Raw genomic sequence first — 16,747 nt, 5'->3', positions numbered from 1 at the left:
CTAACGCGAGGAACACCGCGATGCCCCACCTGTTCTCCCCCCTCACCGTGCGCGACACCACGGCCCGCAACCGGCTCTGGGTCTCCCCCATGTGCCAGTACTCCGCCGGCGCCGACGGCGTCCCGCACGCCTGGCACCACGTTCACCTGGCGCAGTTCGCCTCCGGCGGGGCGGGGCTGGTCATGACCGAGGCCACGGCCGTGTCGCCGGAGGGTCGCATCTCCCCGAGGACACCGGAATCTGGAACGACGCCCAGGCGGCGGCGTGGCGCCCGATCGTCGACGACATCCGCTCCCGTGGTGCGGTCGCCGCCATCCAGCTCGCCCACGCCGGGCGCAAGGCGTCGACGTGGTCGCCGCTCACGCGCGAACGCGGCACGGTGCCGCCCGAACGCGGCGGCTGGGCCACCGTCGCGCCGTCCGCGATCGCCTTCGAGGGCTACGCCGCCCCGGCCGCGCTGGATGACGCCGGCATCGAGAAGGTCGTCACCGACTTCGCCGCCGCCGCGCGCCGGGCCGTCGCGGCAGGGTTCGAGGTGCTCGAGGTGCACGCCGCGCACGGCTACCTGCTGCACGAATTCCTCTCCCCGCTGTCCAACACGCGCACCGACGCCTACGGCGGCTCGCAGGAGAACCGCATCCGGCTGCTCACGCGCGTCGTGGCGGCCGTCCGCGAGGCCGCCCCCTCGGCCACCGTGTTCGTGCGTCTCTCGGCGACCGACTGGGCCGACGGAGGCTGGGACCTGCCCGGCACGATCGCGGCGGCGATCGCGTCGCGCGAGGCAGGCGCCGACCTCATCGACGTCTCCAGCGGCGGCCTCGTCGCGCATCAGCGCATCTCCACGGGCCCCGGCTATCAGGCCGGCTTCGCCGCGCAGGTCAGGGCGGCGGCGGCGATGCCGGTGAGCGCGGTGGGGATGATCGACTCCCCCGCCCTGGCCGAGGAGCTCGTCGCCCGTGGCGACGCCGACGCGGTGATGTCGGGGCGGGAGTGGCTGCGCGACCCGCACTACGGCCTGCGGGCCGCCGGCGAGCTCGGCGCCGACGTCGCGTGGCCGCCGCAGTACGAGCGCGCCCGGCGCGGGTGAGGCATGCCGACCGCCGGGACCCCTCGAGGGGTCCCGGGCGGTCGGGGCCGCTCAGCGACGGCGCGCCGTGGCGTCCTGAACCTCGCCGATGAGCTCCTCGATGATGTCCTCGAGGAACAGCACCGCGGTGGTCTCTCCCGCCTCATCGCGCACCTGCGCGAGATGGCGACCGGCGCGGCGCATCAGGGCCAGGGCGTCTTCGAGGTCGGTGGTCTCCATCACCGGCACCATGTGGTGGATGCGCTTGGCCGCGATCGGCCGCGACTGACCGTCGCCGTTCTCCGCGGCCCGCAGCACGTCCTTGAGGTGCACGTAGCCGATCGGCGACCCCGCGGCATCCACGATGACGTAGCGCGAGTAGCCGTGCTTGGCAACGGCCCGCTCGATCTGGCTCGGCGTGGTCGTCTCGGGCAGGGTGACGAGCTCACCCAGCGGCACGGCCACGTCGCGCGCCTTCTTGTCGGTGAACTCCACCACCGCCGCGACCGTGCCGGCCGCGTCATCCAGCACGCCCTCGCGGCGCGACTGGCTCACGATCGTGGCCACCTCCTCGAGCGTGAACGTCGAGGCGGCCTCGTCCTTCGGCTCGACGCGGAACAGGCGCACGGCGTGGTTGGCCGTCCAGTTCAGCGCCACGATGATCGGGTAGAACGCCTTGGACACCCACACCAGCGGGGTCGCCAGGAACAGCACGGCCCGGTCGGGCAGCGAGAACGCGAGGTTCTTCGGCACCATCTCGCCGATCACGACGTGCAGGTACGACACCAGCAGGAGCGCGATCACGAAGGCGATGACATCCACCATCGCCTCGTTCAGGCCCGTCAGACCCAGCGGCGCGGCCAGCAGGTGGTGGATGGCGGGTTCGGAGACGTTCAGGATCAGCAGCGAGCAGATCGTGATGCCGAGCTGACACGTCGCGAGCATGAGCGTGGCGTGCTCCATCGCGTACAGTGCGACCTTCGCAGCCCGCGAGCCGCGCTCGGCACGCGGCTCGATCTGCGAGCGGCGCGCGGAGATGACGGCGAACTCGGCGCCGACGAAGAAGGCGTTGGCCAGCAGCAGCACCACGAGCCAGGCGATCCCTGCCCAATCGCTCATCGCTGGTCACCCCCCTTGGCCGCGCGGACCAGTTCGTCCACGCCGTCGTCCTTGGGCGTCGCGGTGAACCGCACGCGGTCGATGCGGCGCCCGTCCATGCGCTGGACCGTCAGCACGCCGTCCTCGGTGGGCACCTCGTCGCCGACGGCGGGGATGCGCTCGAGCACGCTCATGATGTAGCCGCCCACGGTGTCGTAGACCTCGCCCTCGGGCACCTTGACGCCGGCACGGTCCAGAGCCTCATCGGGGCGCAGATCGCCGGGGAAGCTCACCGATCCGGCCACCCGCACGACCCCCGCACGAGAGCGGTCGTGCTCGTCGAGGACCTCGCCGACGATCTCCTCCACGAGATCCTCCAGCGTGACCACGCCCGCGGTGCCGCCGTACTCGTCCACCACGATCGCCATCTGGTATCCCCGCGCGCGCAACTCGGCGACGAGGGCGTCCAGGTGCACCGTCTCGGGTACGCGCAGCGGCTCGGTCGCGATGGCGGCGGCCGGCACATCCACCCGCCGCGCGCGCGGCACCGCGACGGCGGCCTTCAGGTGCACGATGCCGACGATGTCGTCCATCGACTCCTGGTACACGGGGAAGCGGCTGTGACCGGTGCGCATCGCCAGCTGCACGACGTCTTCGACGGTGTCATCGGCGGCGAGCGCGTGCACGGTGGGCCGCGGGGTCATCACATCGGCGGCGCTCAGCCGGGAGAAGGTGAGGCTGCGATCCAGCAGGGATGCGGTGTCCTTCTCCAGCACGCCCGCACTCGCCGAGCGGCGGACGAGGCTGGACAGCTCCTCCGCCGTGCGCGCGCCGGACAGCTCCTCCTTCGGCTCCACGCCGAAGGAGCGCAGGATCCCGTTGGCGCTTCCGTTGAGCACGGCCACGGCGGGGCGGAAGACGGTCGTGAACGCGACCTGGAACGGCATGACGAGCTTGGCCGTCTGCCGCGGGATGGCCAGGGCGAAGTTCTTCGGCACCAGCTCGCCGAGGATCATCGAGAGCACCGTCGCGAACGCCACGCCGATGACCGTTGCCAGTGGCGCCACGACCCCCTCGGGCCATCCCCACGCCGTGAACACCGGCCGCAGCAGGTTGGAGATCGCCGGCTCCATCGTGTACCCGGTCAGGAGCGTCGTGAGGGTGATGCCCAGCTGCGCGCTGGAGAGGTGCGTCGAGGTGATGCGCAGCGCGCTGATCGTGAGCGCCAGGCGCGACTCACCGGCGGCTTGGCGGGCCTCGAGGTCGGCGCGATCGAGGTTGACCAGGGCGAATTCACTGGCGACGAACAGTCCGGTTCCGACTGTGAGCAGGAGCCCCACGCCCAACATGACGTAATCCATCACGCATCACCCCCGTTCATCGGGGAGGCGGGTCGGTGGGGCGAGCGTCTACAAGAGGGAGGGTCGTCCATCGTGCCGAAAAGTCTACGGCAGCACGCCGCTCCCGCGCCCCGCCACTTCTCCCGCTCCCCTCCTGCGCCCCGGCCGCCCGCCCGCCCGCCGTCGCCCGCCCGTGCTGCCGCACCACATCCGCGCCAGTTCCGTGCATCCGCGCCATTTCCATGTGGCGCGGATGCGCGGAACAGGCGCGATCGCGGGAATTGCGCCGGGGATGCGGCGCTCCTCCCCAGAGGCGGCGGGCGGGCGGGTTGTCCACGGCCGCAGCGCGAAGGGCCGCACGGCGCGCGAGCGGCGGCAGGATCCGAAGATGCTCCTACCTGCCCCGTTCGATCTCACTCTGATCCGCCGGCGTGAGCGTGACGATCCGCTCGACAGCCGGCGTCTGCGCCGCGCGTTGGAGGAGGGGTCGTGGGTCCGCGTGACCGCCGGGGTCTTCGCCCTCAGGTCGGAGTGGGACGCGCTCACACCGATGGAGAGGCATCGTGTGCACGTCCGCGAGGTCGCAGGACGGATGCGGCGGCCGGCGATCCTCTCCCACCACGCCGCTGCGGCATGGTGGGGCATCGACGTCCTCGGCCCGTGGCCGGCGGCCGTCGACGTCACGACGCCGGGCACCGGCGGCCGCTCGAGCGGCCTCATCCGTCGGCACACCCGCGATCTCGCAACGCTCGAGACGGTGCCGGTCGGCGTGCATGCCGTCACCTCCCCCGCCCAGACCGCGCTCGACCTCGCGCGGGCCGAGCGGTTCCTGCCGGCTGTCGCGATCGCCGATCAGGCGATCTGGGGCGATCGCCCGGGCGGTGCACTCACGAGCATCGACGACCTGTGGACGCGCCTGGAGGCCGACCCCGGCCACCGCGGCGACGCACGCGCCGCGCGGGTTTTCGCCTTCGCGCAGCCGCTGGCGGCGAACGTGCGCGAGTCGCAGAGCCGCGTGGTGATCGCCCGGCTCGGATTCCCGCGTCCCCGGCTCCAGGAGCGGCGCGTGCTCCTCAGCGGACGCGTCGCCTACGCCGACCTGTACTTCCCCGACTACGACCACTGGTGTGAGATCGACGGCAGAGCCAAGTACGCCGATCCGCTCTTCCTCGACGGTCGCACGCCGCAGCAGGCGCTCATCGACGAGAAGAACCGTGAGAACGAGATCCGCCGCATCGTGCGCGCGTTCTCGCGCTGGGAGGCGACGGACGCCGACCACCCGCGTCGCATCTGGGACATCCTCACCTCGGCCGGCCTCCCCACCCCGCTCCCGCGCCCCTGACCACGATGCCCCTTCCGCCCCCCTTCGCCCGCGGCGCCCCCTTCGCCGCGCCCAACACCGCAACCGCGCCACTTCCGTGCGTTTGCGCCACATAAAAGCGGCGCGGATGCACCGAACTAGCGCGAACGTGGTGCGCCGCCGGCGCCGGCAGGACGCAGCGCCAGCGGGCGGCACGGGCAACGCCAGCGCCAGCGGGCGGCACGGGCAGCGCCAGCGCCAGCGGCGCGCGGCGCGTAGCGCGCGGCGCGCAGGGCACCACCCAGCGCGCAGCGGAACACCGCAACCGCGCCACTTCCGTGCGTTTGCGCTACATGAAAGCGGCGCGGATGCACCGAACTAGCGCGAACGTGGTGCCGCCGCCGGCGCCGGCAACGGAGCCGGGGAGGGCGACGCGGCGCTACCAGCTGGTGGGGAGCGCCTTGCCCTCGTCGTAGCCGGCCGTGGACTGGATGCCCACCCGGGCGCGCTCGGCGAATTCGGGGACGCTCGCGGCGCCGGCGTATGTGAAGGCCGAGCGCACGCCGGAGGTGATCATGTCCACGAGGTCCTCGACACCGGGCCGCAGCGGGTCGAGGTAGATCTTCGAAGAGGAGATGCCCTCCGCGAACAGCTCCTTGCGGGCCAGCTCGTACGGATCGAGCCGGCCGAAGCGCTCGTGCACGGCCTTCGTGGAGGCCATCCCCCACGACTCCTTGTACGCGCGGCCCTGATCGTCCACGAGCAGCTCCCCCGGCGCCTCGATCGTGCCGGCGAACCACGAGCCGATCATGACGGATGCAGCTCCCGCCGCCAGCGCGAGGGCCACGTCGCGCGGATAGCGCACCCCGCCGTCGGCCCACACGTGCGCGCCGAGCTCCCGTGCGGCCTGCGCGGTCTCCAGCACCGCCGAGAACTGCGGCCGCCCCACGGCGGTCATCATGCGCGTCGTGCACATGGCGCCCGGTCCGACCCCGACCTTGAGGATCGCCGCGCCCGACGCCACCAGATCGTGCACGCCCTCGGCGGTGACGATGTTGCCCGCCACCAGCGGGATGCCCAGGTTGAGGCCGGCCACGGAGCGCAGCGCCCGCAGCATCCCCTCCTGGTGCCCGTGCGCGGTGTCGAGCACGAGCACGTCGACGCCGGCGCCGGCCAGGGCGCGGGCCTTGGCCGCGACATCCCCGTTGATGCCGATGGCGGCAGCCACGGCAAGACGCCCGGACGCGTCGACGGCCGGCGGATACAGCGAGGCGCGGAGCGCGCTGCGTCGCGACAGCGTTCCCACCAGCCGGCCGTGGTCCAGGACGCACACCGTCTCCGCGTCGGCTGCCACCAGCAGATCGAAGGCGTGCCGCGCGCTGCCCACGTCCTCGGCGTCCAGGGACGCGACGCGTCCGTGGACGAGGTCGCCCAGGAGCGCGTCCGGCTGCGCGGTGCCGAGGCGCCCGGCCGGCACGACGCCGACGATCTGGTCGATCGTGAGGTGCCCGGCGCCGGTGTCGGCCACCACGATCCCGTGCCCCGGCGTCGCCGGCAGCAGGCGGCGGGCATCGGTCACCGTCGCCGAGGGCGGCAGCACCAGCGGGGTGTCCCATGGCACGGGCTGGGCTTTGACCCACCGGATGGCCGCGTCCAGCTCCTGCAGCGGCATGTCCTGCGGCAGGACGCCCAGCCCGCCGCGGCGGGCGAGGGTCGCCGCCAGCCGCGCGCCCGTGACCGAGTTCATGTTCGCCGACACCAGCGGCAGTCGCGCGGGCGTGCCGTCGCCGGGGGTCAGGTCCACGTCCAGCCGACTGGTGATCGACGAGCGTCTGGGCACCAGGAACACGTCGGCGTAGGTGAGGTCGAGGTCGGGCTGCGAGCCGGTGAACTCCATGCTCCCCACGCTACCCACCCCCCTCCCCGACGGCACCGGGATCGTGGGGCCGGGAACCGGCCACGGCGCGTCCAGTGGGTTAGGCTGGGGGGCGGTGCGCAGAGACCGCTTCTCGCGCAGCCCACCGATCTTCACCGAGGAAAGCAGGCGATCGACCGTGTCGAGCCAGGTCACAGGCGTCGGTACTTCGAACGAGGGCGAATTCGGGGCCAATGAATGGCTCGTCGATGAGCTCTACGAGCAGTACAAGGTCGATAAGAACTCCGTGGACAAGGCGTGGTGGCCCATCCTCGAGGCCTACCACCCCGTCGTCGCCGATGACGGCGCGGCGGCGGATGGCGCTGAGCCCAAGCCGGTGACCGCCCCGATCCCCGTCGTGGGTGCGCAGCCGGTGGCCCGAACGACCGCCAAGCCCGCGGCGCCGCAGCCCATCCCCGCGCAGGCCCCCGCCAACGCCCCGGCGTCGGCCGAACGCCTCGAGGAGGACACGGTCACGCCGCTGCGCGGCATGACCAAGACGCTCGCGGCCAACATGGACCAGTCGCTGACGGTCCCCACCGCCACGAGCGTGCGCACCGTTCCGGCGAAGCTGATGATCGACAACCGCATCGTCATCAACAACCACATGTCGCGCACGCGCGGCGGCAAGATCAGCTTCACGCACCTCATCGGATGGGCGATCATCCAGGCGCTCAAGGAGTTCCCGAGCCAGAACGTCTTCTACGCCGAGATCGACGGAAAGCCCTCCGTGGTCGCACCCGCGCACATCAATCTCGGCATCGCGATCGACATCCCCAAGCCCGACGGCAGCCGCGCGCTGCTGGTGCCGAGCATCAAGCGCGCCGAGAGCCTGACGTTCGGGGAGTATCTCTCCGCCTACGAAGACCTCGTGCAGCGCGCCCGCGCGAACAAGCTGGGCGCAGCCGACTTCCAGGGCACGACGATCTCGCTCACCAACCCCGGCGGGATCGGCACCGTCCACTCCGTGCCGCGCCTCATGAAGGGGCAGGGATGCATCGTGGGCGCCGGCGCGCTGGAGTACCCGGCGGAGTTCCAGGGTGCCAGCGACAAGACGCTCAACGAGCTGGCGATCGGCAAGACGATCACGCTCACCAGCACCTACGACCACCGCGTCATCCAGGGCGCGGGCTCGGGCGAATTCCTCAAGAAGGTGCACGAGCTGCTCACGGGCCAGCGCGGGTTCTACGACGACATCTTCGCGGCGCTGCGCATCCCCTACGCTCCGATCCACTGGGCCGGCGACATCAACGTCGACGTCTCCGAGCGCATCAACAAGACCGCACGCGTGCACGAGCTCATCAACTCCTTCCGCGTCCGCGGGCACCTGATGGCCGACATCGATCCGCTCGAGTACGTCCAGCGCACGCATCCCGACCTGGAGATCGAGTCGCACGGCCTGACCTTCTGGGATCTGGACCGCGAGTTCGTCACGGCCGGGTTCGGCGGCAAGCGCCAGATGAAGCTGCGCGACATCCTCGGCGTCCTGCGCGACTCGTACTGCCGCACGATCGGCATCGAGTACATGCACATCCAGGACCCCACGCAGCGCAAGTGGTTCCAGGACAACGTCGAGGTCAAGTACACCAAGCCGGGCCACGACGAGCAGCTGCGGATCCTGTCCAAGCTGAACGAGGCCGAGGCCTTCGAGACCTTCCTGCAGACCAAGTACGTCGGGCAGAAGCGCTTCAGCCTCGAAGGCGGCGAGTCGCTCATCCCGCTGCTGGACGAGATCCTCCAGGGCGCGGCATCCGCGGGCATGGACGGCGCCGCGATCGGCATGGCCCACCGCGGGCGGCTCAACGTGCTGACCAACATCGCCGGAAAGACGTACGGGCAGGTCTTCCGCGAGTTCGAGGGCTCGGTGGCCGTGGGCAGCAAGCGCGGCTCTGGCGATGTGAAGTACCACCTGGGCACCGAGGGCACCTTCGTCGCCGACGCCGGTGACGAACTGCCGGTGTACCTGGCCGCCAACCCCTCGCACCTGGAGACCGTCGACGGGGTGCTGGAGGGCGTGGTCCGCGCCAAGCAGGACCGCAAGCCCATCGGCACGTTCTCGTGGCTGCCGATCCTCGTGCACGGCGATGCCGCGTTCGCCGGTCAGGGCGTCGTGGTCGAGACGCTGCAGATGTCGCAGCTGCGCGGCTACCGCACCGGCGGCACGATCCACGTCGTCGTCAACAACCAGGTCGGCTTCACCACGACCCCCACCGACGCGCGGACCTCGGTGTACGCCACGGATGTCGCCAAGACCATCCAGGCGCCGATCTTCCACGTCAACGGGGACGACCCCGAGGCGGTCGTCCGCGTCGCCGAGCTGGCGTTCATGTACCGCCAGGAGTTCCACCACGACGTGGTCATCGACCTTGTGTGCTACCGCCGACGCGGTCACAACGAGGGCGACGACCCCTCGATGACGCAGCCGCTCATGACGAACCTCATCGAAGCCAAGCGCTCGGTGCGTCGCCTCTACACCGAGTCGCTCGTCGGCCGTGGTGACATCACGGAAGAAGAGTACGAGCAGGCCAAGCAGGACTTCCAGCGCCGCCTGGAGGTCGCCTTCGCCCAGACGCACGAGGCCGAGACCGGCGCCAACACGATCGTGGATCCGGATGCGTCGGAGGAGCCGGCCAGCGGAGCACCCGACACCACCGGCGTGCCGCGTGAGGTCGTCCACTCCATCGGCGACGCCTTCGTCAACAAGCCCGAGGGCTTCACGGTGCACACCAAGCTGCAGCAGCTGCTGGACAAGCGCCTGGAGATGAGCCGCAGCGGCAACATCGACTGGGGCTTCGGCGAGCTGCTCGCGTTCGGCTCCCTGCTGCTGGAGGGCACCCCGGTGCGCCTGGCCGGTCAGGACTCCCGCCGCGGCACGTTCGTGCAGCGCCACTCGGTGCTCCACGACCGCGAGAACGGCCAGGAGTGGATCCCGCTGACCAACCTCAGCGAGAACCAGGGCCGGTTCTACGTCTACGACTCGCTGCTGAGCGAGTACGCGGCGATGGCCTTCGAGTACGGCTACTCCGTCGAGCGCGCCGACGCGCTGGTGCTGTGGGAGGCGCAGTTCGGGGACTTCGGCAACGGGGCCCAGTCGGTCATCGACGAGTACATCTCCGCCGCCGACCAGAAGTGGGGACAGCAGTCCAGCGTCGTCCTGCTCCTCCCCCACGGCTACGAGGGTCAGGGGCCCGACCACTCGTCGGGACGCATCGAGCGGTACCTGCAGATGTGCGCGCAGGACAACATGACCGTCGCGCGTCCGTCGACCCCGGCGTCGTACTTCCATCTGCTGCGGCGCCAGGCCTACCAGCGCCCGCGTCGTCCGCTCGTGGTGTTCACCCCGAAGGCGATGCTGCGCCTGCGGGGCGCCACGAGCCCCGTGGAGGACTTCCTGACCGGGCGGTTCGAGCCGGTGCTCGACGACGATCGGCAGATCGACCGCTCCGCCGTCAAGCGCGTCCTCATGCACGCGGGCAAGATCCACTGGGATCTGCGCGGCGAGCTGGAGAAGAACCCCAACCCCGAGGTCGCCCTCGTGCGCCTCGAGCAGTACTACCCCGCTCCCGTCGACGAGCTGAACGCCGTGCTGGAGACCTACCCCAACGCCGAGCTGGTGTGGGTGCAGGACGAGCCGGAGAACCAGGGTGCGTGGCCGTTCATCGCGCTCGAGGTGGTCAAGCACCTGCGCGGGCGCACGATCCGTCGGGTCTCGCGCGCGGCGGCGGCGTCGCCGGCGACCGGGTCGCCCAAGGTGCACGCTCAGGAGCACGCCGAACTCATGCGGATGGCCCTCACGCTGTAGGCCACGATGCGACGAAGGCCCCGGGAAACCGGGGCCTTCGTCGTCGTCCCACAGCTGCACAACGGCGGGGACGGTTCCTGACACGCCGCCCGCTCCGCGGATGCCGCGGCGTGCCGCGCACGATCCCCGCCGTTGTGCTCGCGGGAGGGAGGCAGCGCGCGGGAGGCGGGTGCCGGAGATCAGTACCAGATGCTCAGCACGGGGGTGACTGCCGGCGCGAACGCGCGCGTCAGCGCGGCGACGCCGGCCGCATCGCCGTGGATCGCCCCGGCGGTGGCGAGGGCGTCGGGGCGCACGCCGCCGAGCAGGATGGAGGCCAGCGCGCTCGCGTCCAGCGTCACGTCGGGCGCCTCGTCGGACGGCATGGCCGACGCCGTGCCGTCGCCGTCGATGGTGACGCGCCAGGTGCCCTCGGCGAAGCCGAGCGGATCCTCCACACGCAGAGCGAGGTCCAGGGGGGCGGCGTAGGAGCGGATGGCGAGGGCTGCGGGTACGTCCAGAATCCGCAGCCAGTGGTGGTCGGTGCGCGTCTCGCGGACGGCCCGGTGGTCGGTGAGCATCCACCGCAGCGCCGAGTCGGCCGGCTGCAGGCTCGCCACGACGGTGCCGACGAGATCATGCTCGATCGCGAAGCGCCACAGTGCCGCATACGCGTCGTCATCGGCGGCGAACAGCGCACGGATGGTCAGTTCCTGCCGCGATCCGTCGTCGCCCTTCTCCGCGACCGAGTACACCATGATGCCGTCGGGCTCGTCGGCGCGGCGGTAGGCCACGGCGCGCACCTTGCGCCCGTCGTCCTCGCCGGGCCGCAGGCCCGACATGCGACGCCACAGCCCGGGCCACCCGGCGGCCTCGCCCGGGCGCAGCCGCCGGGTGCGCTCGTGCAGCGCCGCGAGACGGTCGGGCAACTCGTCCTGATGCAGGAAGTCCAGGCGCCCCTGCGGACGACGGCCACTCCACTGCACGCGTCGCGTGTCGACGGACAGGTCGGAGGTGAACACCGCCGGTCCGAACCCCCACCGGCCGTAGATCGTCGCCTCCGACACCGTCAGCCCCGCCAGTGCGAACCCGGCGGCGGCCGCGGTGCGCAGCTCGCCGGTGAGCATCGCGCGCGCGATCCCGCGGCGACGGTGGGTGGGCGCCACGGTGACCCCGCTGATCGCCCACATCGGCACCGTGCGGCCCGGCTCGCTCGTGAGCTCGCTGACCCACGAGTCCACCGTGCCGACGGGTACGTCGCGGTGGATCGCGCCACGGTCGAAGACGCCGGTCAGGCGGCGGGGGCGCAGAGAGGTGCGCGAGTCCTCGACCTGCTCGCTCGTGGGCTCGCCGTCCAGGAAGCCGCGCGTGACGGCCGAGAGGAAGGCGTCGAAGCCGGCGCCGTCGTTGTCGACGAGGGCGTACTCCAGGTGTTCGGCCGCGAGCGCGTCGGCCGAAGCGGGGTCCAGGGGAAGCGAATGGGCGTCGACGTCAGCCATGAACCCAGCCTACGGCCGGGCGCCGACACCGGTCACGGCGTGATCAGGTGACCGGATCGCTCCGCAGCCGCGCGATGACGAGGTCGCGCAACTCCTCGGGCGCGCTCTCCTTGCACGCTCGCGCCACCACGTCGGTCAGGGTGCGGGCGAAGTGCGCCTCGTCCCGGCAGCCCGGGCAGTGGGCGAGGTGCTCGGCGATGTCCTCAGGACTGGTCTTGCAGACCTCGTCGCGCAGGTACTCCTCGAGGTCGCGTCGTGCCCTCTCGCAGCCGCAGTCGCTCATTTCGTCACTCCTGTCGCGGCGGTGATGCCGCGCTCCTTCGCATAGTCGGTCAGCAGCTCGCGCAGCATCCGTCTGCCACGGTGCAGACGGGACATGACGGTGCCGATCGGTGTCTTCATGATGTCGGCGATCTCCTGGTAGGCGAAGCCCTCGACGTCGGCGAAGTACACCGCCAACCGGAAATCCTCCGGAATCGACTGCAGGGCGTCTTTGACCACGGATGCGGGCATCCGATCTATCGCCTCCGCCTCGGCCGAGCGCGCGCTCGTGGCCGTCGTCGACTCCGCTCCCCCGAGCTGCCAGTCCTCGAGGTCGTCGATGGTGCCCTGATAGGGCTCCCGCTGCTTCTTGCGGTACGTGTTGATGTACGTGTTGGTGAGGATGCGGTACAGCCACGCTTTGAGGTTGGTGCCCTGCGTGAACGTGCCCCACGATCCGAAGGCCTTCACGAACGTCTCCTGCACCAGATCGGCCGCGTCGGCCGGGTTGCGCGTCATACGCATCGCCGCCGCGTACAGCTGATCCATGAAGGGGAGCGCCTGCTCTTCGAACTGCTCGCGTGCTTCGACGGTGGCATCGGCCTTGTCGTTCATCACGCGCCAGTCTACGTCCGACGGCGCTGCGACGACCCGGGACTCCGAGCGCGAGCGGTTCAAGACAGCGATCATCTGCTCCTCCTTCACTAGGGTGGAACCGATGACCCTCGACGGCTATTCCCCCGCGACCTCCGACACCGCCCCCGCGGTGAGTGGCTCGCGCCCGTCGCGGAGGGTCCGCTGCGTGCGACGGTCGTCGTGCCCGGGTCGAAATCGCTCACCAACCGCGAGCTGATCCTCGCCGCCATCGCCGAAGGACCCAGCGTCCTGCACGCCCCGCTGCACTCGGACGACTCCGCCCGGATGGTCCAGGCCCTCACGAGGCTCGGGGTGGGCGTGGAGAGCGTGGATGACAACGGCGCCAGCGCCGACCTGCGCATCACCCCGGTCGCCCCCTTCCGCGGCAGCGTCGAGATCGACTGCGGCCAGGCCGGAACCGTGATGCGCTTCGTCGCGGGGCTCGCGGGATTCGCCTCCGGCGACGTGACCCTCACCGCGCACGAGAGCGCCCTGCACCGGCCGATGGGCTCGCTCATCGCGGCCCTGCGCGAGGTGGGCCTGGACATCGACGACGGGGGGCACTGGGCGCTCCCCTTCACCGTGCGCGGCCACGGCCACGTCCGCGGCGGCGAGGTCGAGATCGACGCGAGCGCCTCCAGCCAGTTCGTCTCGGGCCTGCTGCTGGCAGCCCCCCGCTTCGACGTGGGCCTGCATCTGCGCCACACCGGGGCCCGGCTGCCCAGCGTCCCGCACATCGACATGACGATCGAGTCGCTCGCGCACCGTGGCATCCATGTCGAGCGCCCCGCGCCGGGTGAATGGATCGTGCCGCCGGGGCCGGTGCGCGGCAAGGACATCGCGATCGAACCCGATCTCTCCAACGCCGCGCCCTTCTTGGCCGCCGCGATGGTCGCCGGCGGACACGTCACCGTGCCGGGCTGGCCCCTGCACTCGACGCAGCCCGGCGCCCTCCTGGGCGAGATCCTCGCCGAGATGGGCGCCAAGGTCGTCCGCCGCTCGACCAACCTCACCGTCACCGGCGGGGAGCACATCGAAGGCATCGACCTGGACCTGTCGGGAGCGGGAGAACTGGCCCCGACGCTGTTCGGCCTCGCCGCCTTCGCCGAATCCCCCACGACCTTGTACGGCATCGGGCACATCCGCGGCCACGAGAGCGACCGCATCGCCGCGCTGGTGTCGAACCTCCGCGCCCTCGGCGGCGAAGCGCACGAGCTGGAGGACGGCATCCGGATCGTGCCGCGCCCCCTGCACGGCGGGACGTGGCGGACCTATCACGACCACCGCCTGGCGACCACCGGTGCGCTCATCGGGCTGCGGGTCCCGGGGGTGCGGGTGGACGACATCGGCACGACCGCCAAGACGCTGCCGCAGTTCCCGTCGCTGTGGCAGGGGATGCGGGAAGGCACCGGCCGCTGACGCGGACGAAGACGATGAGCTGGCTCGAGGATTTCGACGACGACCAGGACGACGGCCCCGACGAGAACGACATCCGCGTCCGCCCCAATCCCAAGGCGAACCGTCCGCGCACCAAGCGCCGGCCCGCGCACGCCGACGCCGTGATCGCACGGGTCCTGGGGGTGGACCGCGGCCGCTACGCCGTGCTCGTGGACGAGGACGGCCCCCAGGAGCGCCGGATCACCGCCACACGGGCCCGCGAGCTGCGCAAGCAGGCCATCGTCACGGGCGACCGTGCGCGGGTCGTCGGCGACATCTCCGGCGCCCAGGGGACGCTCGCCCGCATCGTCGGCATCGAGGAGCGCACCTCGCTCCTGCGGCGCAGCGCCGATGACACCGACCAGGTCGAGCGGATCATCGTCGCCAACGCCGACCAGATGCTCATCGTCGTCGCCGCAGCCGATCCCGAGCCGCGCGCGCGGCTGGTCGACCGCTACCTCGTCGCGGCACTGGATGCCGGCGTCCGCCCCCTGCTCGTGGTCACGAAGACCGATCTGGCCGACCCTTCGTCGTTCCTGGCGCATTTCGAGGGCCTCGACCTGGAGGTCTTCACGAGCGCACCGGATGACGTCCCCCTCGAGCGGATCGGAGCAGCCCTCGTGGGGCACTCGACGGTGTTCGTGGGGCACTCCGGCGTCGGCAAGTCCACGCTGGTGAATGCCCTCACGGGATCCGAGCGCGCGATCGGCCACGTCAATGTCGTCACCGGGCGCGGCCGGCACACGTCGTCCTCCACCGTGTCGTTCCGCTACCGCGGCCCCGGAGGCGCCGGCTGGGTCATCGACACGCCCGGCGTCCGGTCGTTCGGTCTGGGCCACGTCGACCCCGCGAACATCCTGGGTGCGTTCACCGACCTCGCCGAGATCGCGAAGGAATGCCCGCGTGGATGCACGCATCTGCCGGATGCCCCGGATTGCGCGATGGCGGAAGCCGTCGCCGAAGGGCGCCTCGGTCCCGGCGGTGCGGCCCGCCTGGATTCGCTGCAGCGGCTGCTCATGACGTTCACGACTCATAGGGTGGAGGGGTGAGTACTCTCGAGCCCGGCGCCGCAGCGCCCGATTTCACGCTTCCCGATCAGGACGACCACCCCGTCTCACTGCATGATTTCCGGGGCCGCCGCGTCATCGTGTACTTCTACCCGGCGGCCATGACCCCCGGCTGCACGACGCAGGCGTGCGACTTCCGCGACAGCCTCGCCTCCCTGCAGGGCGCGGGCTACACGGTGCTGGGCGTCTCGCGCGATCTGCCGGAGAAGCTGCGGGAGTTCCGCGAGCGCGACGGACTGGCCTTCCCCCTGCTGAGCGACCCCGACCACGCCGTGCACGACGCGTACGGTGCGTGGGGCGAGAAGCAGAACTACGGCAAGACGATCGAGGGCGTGCTGCGCTCGACGTTCGTGATCGACGAGGACGGCGTCATCGAGCACGCGATGATCAACGTCAAGGCCACCGGGCACGTGGCCAGGCTGCGCAAGCTCCTGGGCATCGACGCGGCCTGAGCCGCCGCATCCGTCAGGGCTGCTGCCCGCGCCCGCCCTCCTGGCGTCCGGCAGCCCGCACGGTCAGGATCAGCAGGACCGCGCACACCAGCGCCGGCGCCGCGATCAGCGCCGCCGCAGCGGGGTTCGCGTTCTCGCCGGTCAGCTCGCCCAGGGCGACGGCGAGGATGAGGGCCTGCACGACGATGCCGCCCGAGCGGCCCCATGACTGGTCGCGAGCCGTGGCCGCGGCGAAGGCGGCCACCGCGACCGCTCCGACGAGGGTCAGCGTGGCCAGCGCGATCGCGCTGGCGAGCGATCCGGTGTCGCCGGCGAGCATCGCCATGACCTGCCACACCAGGAGGACGGCGAGTCCGAGCGCTTCGAGGGCGAGGATCGCGGCGGCGATCAGTCGGACGGTCATGCGGAAACTCCTGGAGGATTCGGTGCGCGGGGCGACGAAAGGCTGGTAACCGGCTGGAAAGCTCCCGTTCACCTCTTGATCGGTCCGGGTGCTTATGGGACGATATGTAAAGCCGTGTGCTCCCACAGCGACGTGGGGCGAGCCAGACGCTCGCATCTCCCCACCAGAGTATCGGACACCCGAAGCCGGGCTCTGATCAACCTGATTCCTCTCAAGGAGCACCACCATGGATTGGCGCGACAAAGCTGCCTGCCTGACCGTCGACCCCGAGCTGTTCTTCCCCGTAGGGAACACCGGGCCGGCCGTCGACCAGATCGAGAAGGCGAAGTCGGTGTGCGCCCGCTGCACCGTCACCGAGGTGTGCCTGCAGTACGCCCTGGAGTCCGGCCAGGACTCGGGCGTGTGGGGCGGGCTGTCCGAGGACGAGCGCCGCGCCCTCAAGCGCCGCGCCGCCCGCGCCCGCCGCGCGTCCTGACGACGCCGCATCGAACC

At 71.2% G+C, this 16,747-nt stretch carries 13 protein-coding genes and 1 pseudogene; 7 read left to right on the top strand and 7 right to left on the bottom strand.

What is annotated here, in order from left to right:
- The first annotated feature begins 20 nt into the window (after nucleotides 1-20).
- Nucleotides 21-1,087, top strand: a pseudogene (locus tag F6J85_RS05015) (NADH:flavin oxidoreductase/NADH oxidase).
- A gap of 51 nt (nucleotides 1,088-1,138) precedes the next feature.
- Here the strand turns inward: F6J85_RS05015 and F6J85_RS05010 are convergent.
- Both F6J85_RS05010 and F6J85_RS05005 read right to left on the bottom strand, forming a co-directional pair.
- Nucleotides 1,139-2,185, bottom strand: a complete 1,047-nt coding sequence (locus tag F6J85_RS05010; RefSeq protein ID WP_150924095.1) for a hemolysin family protein — start codon at nucleotides 2,183-2,185, stop codon at nucleotides 1,139-1,141.
- Nucleotides 2,182-3,525 carry a hemolysin family protein gene (locus tag F6J85_RS05005; RefSeq protein ID WP_150924094.1) on the bottom strand — a complete coding sequence of 448 codons (1,344 nt, stop codon included), beginning with the start codon at nucleotides 3,523-3,525 and terminating at the stop codon, nucleotides 2,182-2,184. Before F6J85_RS05005 ends, F6J85_RS05010 begins: the two co-directional genes overlap by 4 nt.
- A gap of 367 nt (nucleotides 3,526-3,892) precedes the next feature.
- Here F6J85_RS05005 and F6J85_RS17945 point away from each other — a divergent pair, with 367 nt between their 5' ends.
- Complete coding sequence (locus tag F6J85_RS17945; protein WP_238707062.1) at nucleotides 3,893-4,846, top strand: hypothetical protein; 954 nt, start codon at nucleotides 3,893-3,895, stop codon at nucleotides 4,844-4,846.
- Nucleotides 4,847-5,243: 397 nt separating this feature from the next.
- Here the strand turns inward: F6J85_RS17945 and guaB1 are convergent, their stop codons facing one another.
- Nucleotides 5,244-6,701 carry a GMP reductase gene (gene guaB1, locus F6J85_RS04995; RefSeq protein WP_150924093.1) on the bottom strand — a complete coding sequence of 486 codons (1,458 nt, stop codon included), beginning with the start codon at nucleotides 6,699-6,701 and terminating at the stop codon, nucleotides 5,244-5,246.
- Nucleotides 6,702-6,858: 157 nt separating this feature from the next.
- Between guaB1 and F6J85_RS04990 the strand changes: the two genes are divergently transcribed.
- Nucleotides 6,859-10,521, top strand: coding sequence for a multifunctional oxoglutarate decarboxylase/oxoglutarate dehydrogenase thiamine pyrophosphate-binding subunit/dihydrolipoyllysine-residue succinyltransferase subunit (locus F6J85_RS04990; protein WP_150924092.1), 3,663 nt, complete (start codon nucleotides 6,859-6,861; stop codon nucleotides 10,519-10,521).
- A 179-nt stretch (nucleotides 10,522-10,700) separates the two neighbouring features.
- Here the strand turns inward: F6J85_RS04990 and F6J85_RS04985 are convergent, their stop codons facing one another.
- The 3 genes from F6J85_RS04985 to F6J85_RS04975 are packed head-to-tail and all read right to left on the bottom strand — an operon-like array spanning nucleotide 10,701 to nucleotide 12,950.
- Nucleotides 10,701-11,999, bottom strand: a complete 1,299-nt coding sequence (locus F6J85_RS04985) for a GNAT family N-acetyltransferase (protein ID WP_150924091.1) — start codon at nucleotides 11,997-11,999, stop codon at nucleotides 10,701-10,703.
- Between the two features lie 43 nt (nucleotides 12,000-12,042).
- Complete coding sequence (locus F6J85_RS04980; RefSeq protein WP_150924090.1) at nucleotides 12,043-12,282, bottom strand: zf-HC2 domain-containing protein; 240 nt, start codon at nucleotides 12,280-12,282, stop codon at nucleotides 12,043-12,045.
- Nucleotides 12,279-12,950: a sigma-70 family RNA polymerase sigma factor gene (locus F6J85_RS04975; protein WP_150924089.1), complete on the bottom strand. Its 672-nt coding sequence runs from the start codon at nucleotides 12,948-12,950 to the stop codon at nucleotides 12,279-12,281. Before F6J85_RS04975 ends, F6J85_RS04980 begins: the two co-directional genes overlap by 4 nt.
- 126 nt (nucleotides 12,951-13,076) lie before the next feature.
- On the opposite strand from F6J85_RS04975, the gene aroA reads away from it, so the two are divergent.
- From aroA to bcp, 3 genes are read left to right on the top strand one after another with little or no spacing between them, the layout of a single operon-like run.
- Nucleotides 13,077-14,315, top strand: coding sequence for a 3-phosphoshikimate 1-carboxyvinyltransferase (gene aroA / locus F6J85_RS04970; RefSeq protein WP_420846133.1), 1,239 nt, complete (start codon nucleotides 13,077-13,079; stop codon nucleotides 14,313-14,315).
- Nucleotides 14,316-14,329: 14 nt separating this feature from the next.
- Nucleotides 14,330-15,382, top strand: coding sequence for a ribosome small subunit-dependent GTPase A (rsgA, locus tag F6J85_RS04965; protein WP_150924087.1), 1,053 nt, complete (start codon nucleotides 14,330-14,332; stop codon nucleotides 15,380-15,382).
- Nucleotides 15,379-15,852 carry a thioredoxin-dependent thiol peroxidase gene (gene bcp / locus F6J85_RS04960; RefSeq protein WP_150918362.1) on the top strand — a complete coding sequence of 158 codons (474 nt, stop codon included), beginning with the start codon at nucleotides 15,379-15,381 and terminating at the stop codon, nucleotides 15,850-15,852. Before rsgA ends, bcp begins: the two co-directional genes overlap by 4 nt.
- 13 nt (nucleotides 15,853-15,865) lie before the next feature.
- Here the strand turns inward: bcp and F6J85_RS04955 are convergent, their stop codons facing one another.
- Nucleotides 15,866-16,255, bottom strand: coding sequence for a histidine kinase (locus F6J85_RS04955; RefSeq protein ID WP_150924086.1), 390 nt, complete (start codon nucleotides 16,253-16,255; stop codon nucleotides 15,866-15,868).
- A 226-nt stretch (nucleotides 16,256-16,481) separates the two neighbouring features.
- Here F6J85_RS04955 and F6J85_RS04950 point away from each other — a divergent pair, with 226 nt between their 5' ends.
- A complete protein-coding gene (locus tag F6J85_RS04950; RefSeq protein ID WP_013583608.1) occupies nucleotides 16,482-16,730 on the top strand; it encodes a WhiB family transcriptional regulator in 249 nt (82 codons plus the stop codon).
- The last annotated feature ends 17 nt before the right edge of the window (nucleotides 16,731-16,747 follow it).

This window comes from Microbacterium lushaniae (genome assembly GCF_008727775.1).
GTDB lineage: Bacteria > Actinomycetota > Actinomycetes > Actinomycetales > Microbacteriaceae > Microbacterium > Microbacterium lushaniae.
This window is presented reverse-complemented; position numbering and strand designations above follow the sequence as displayed.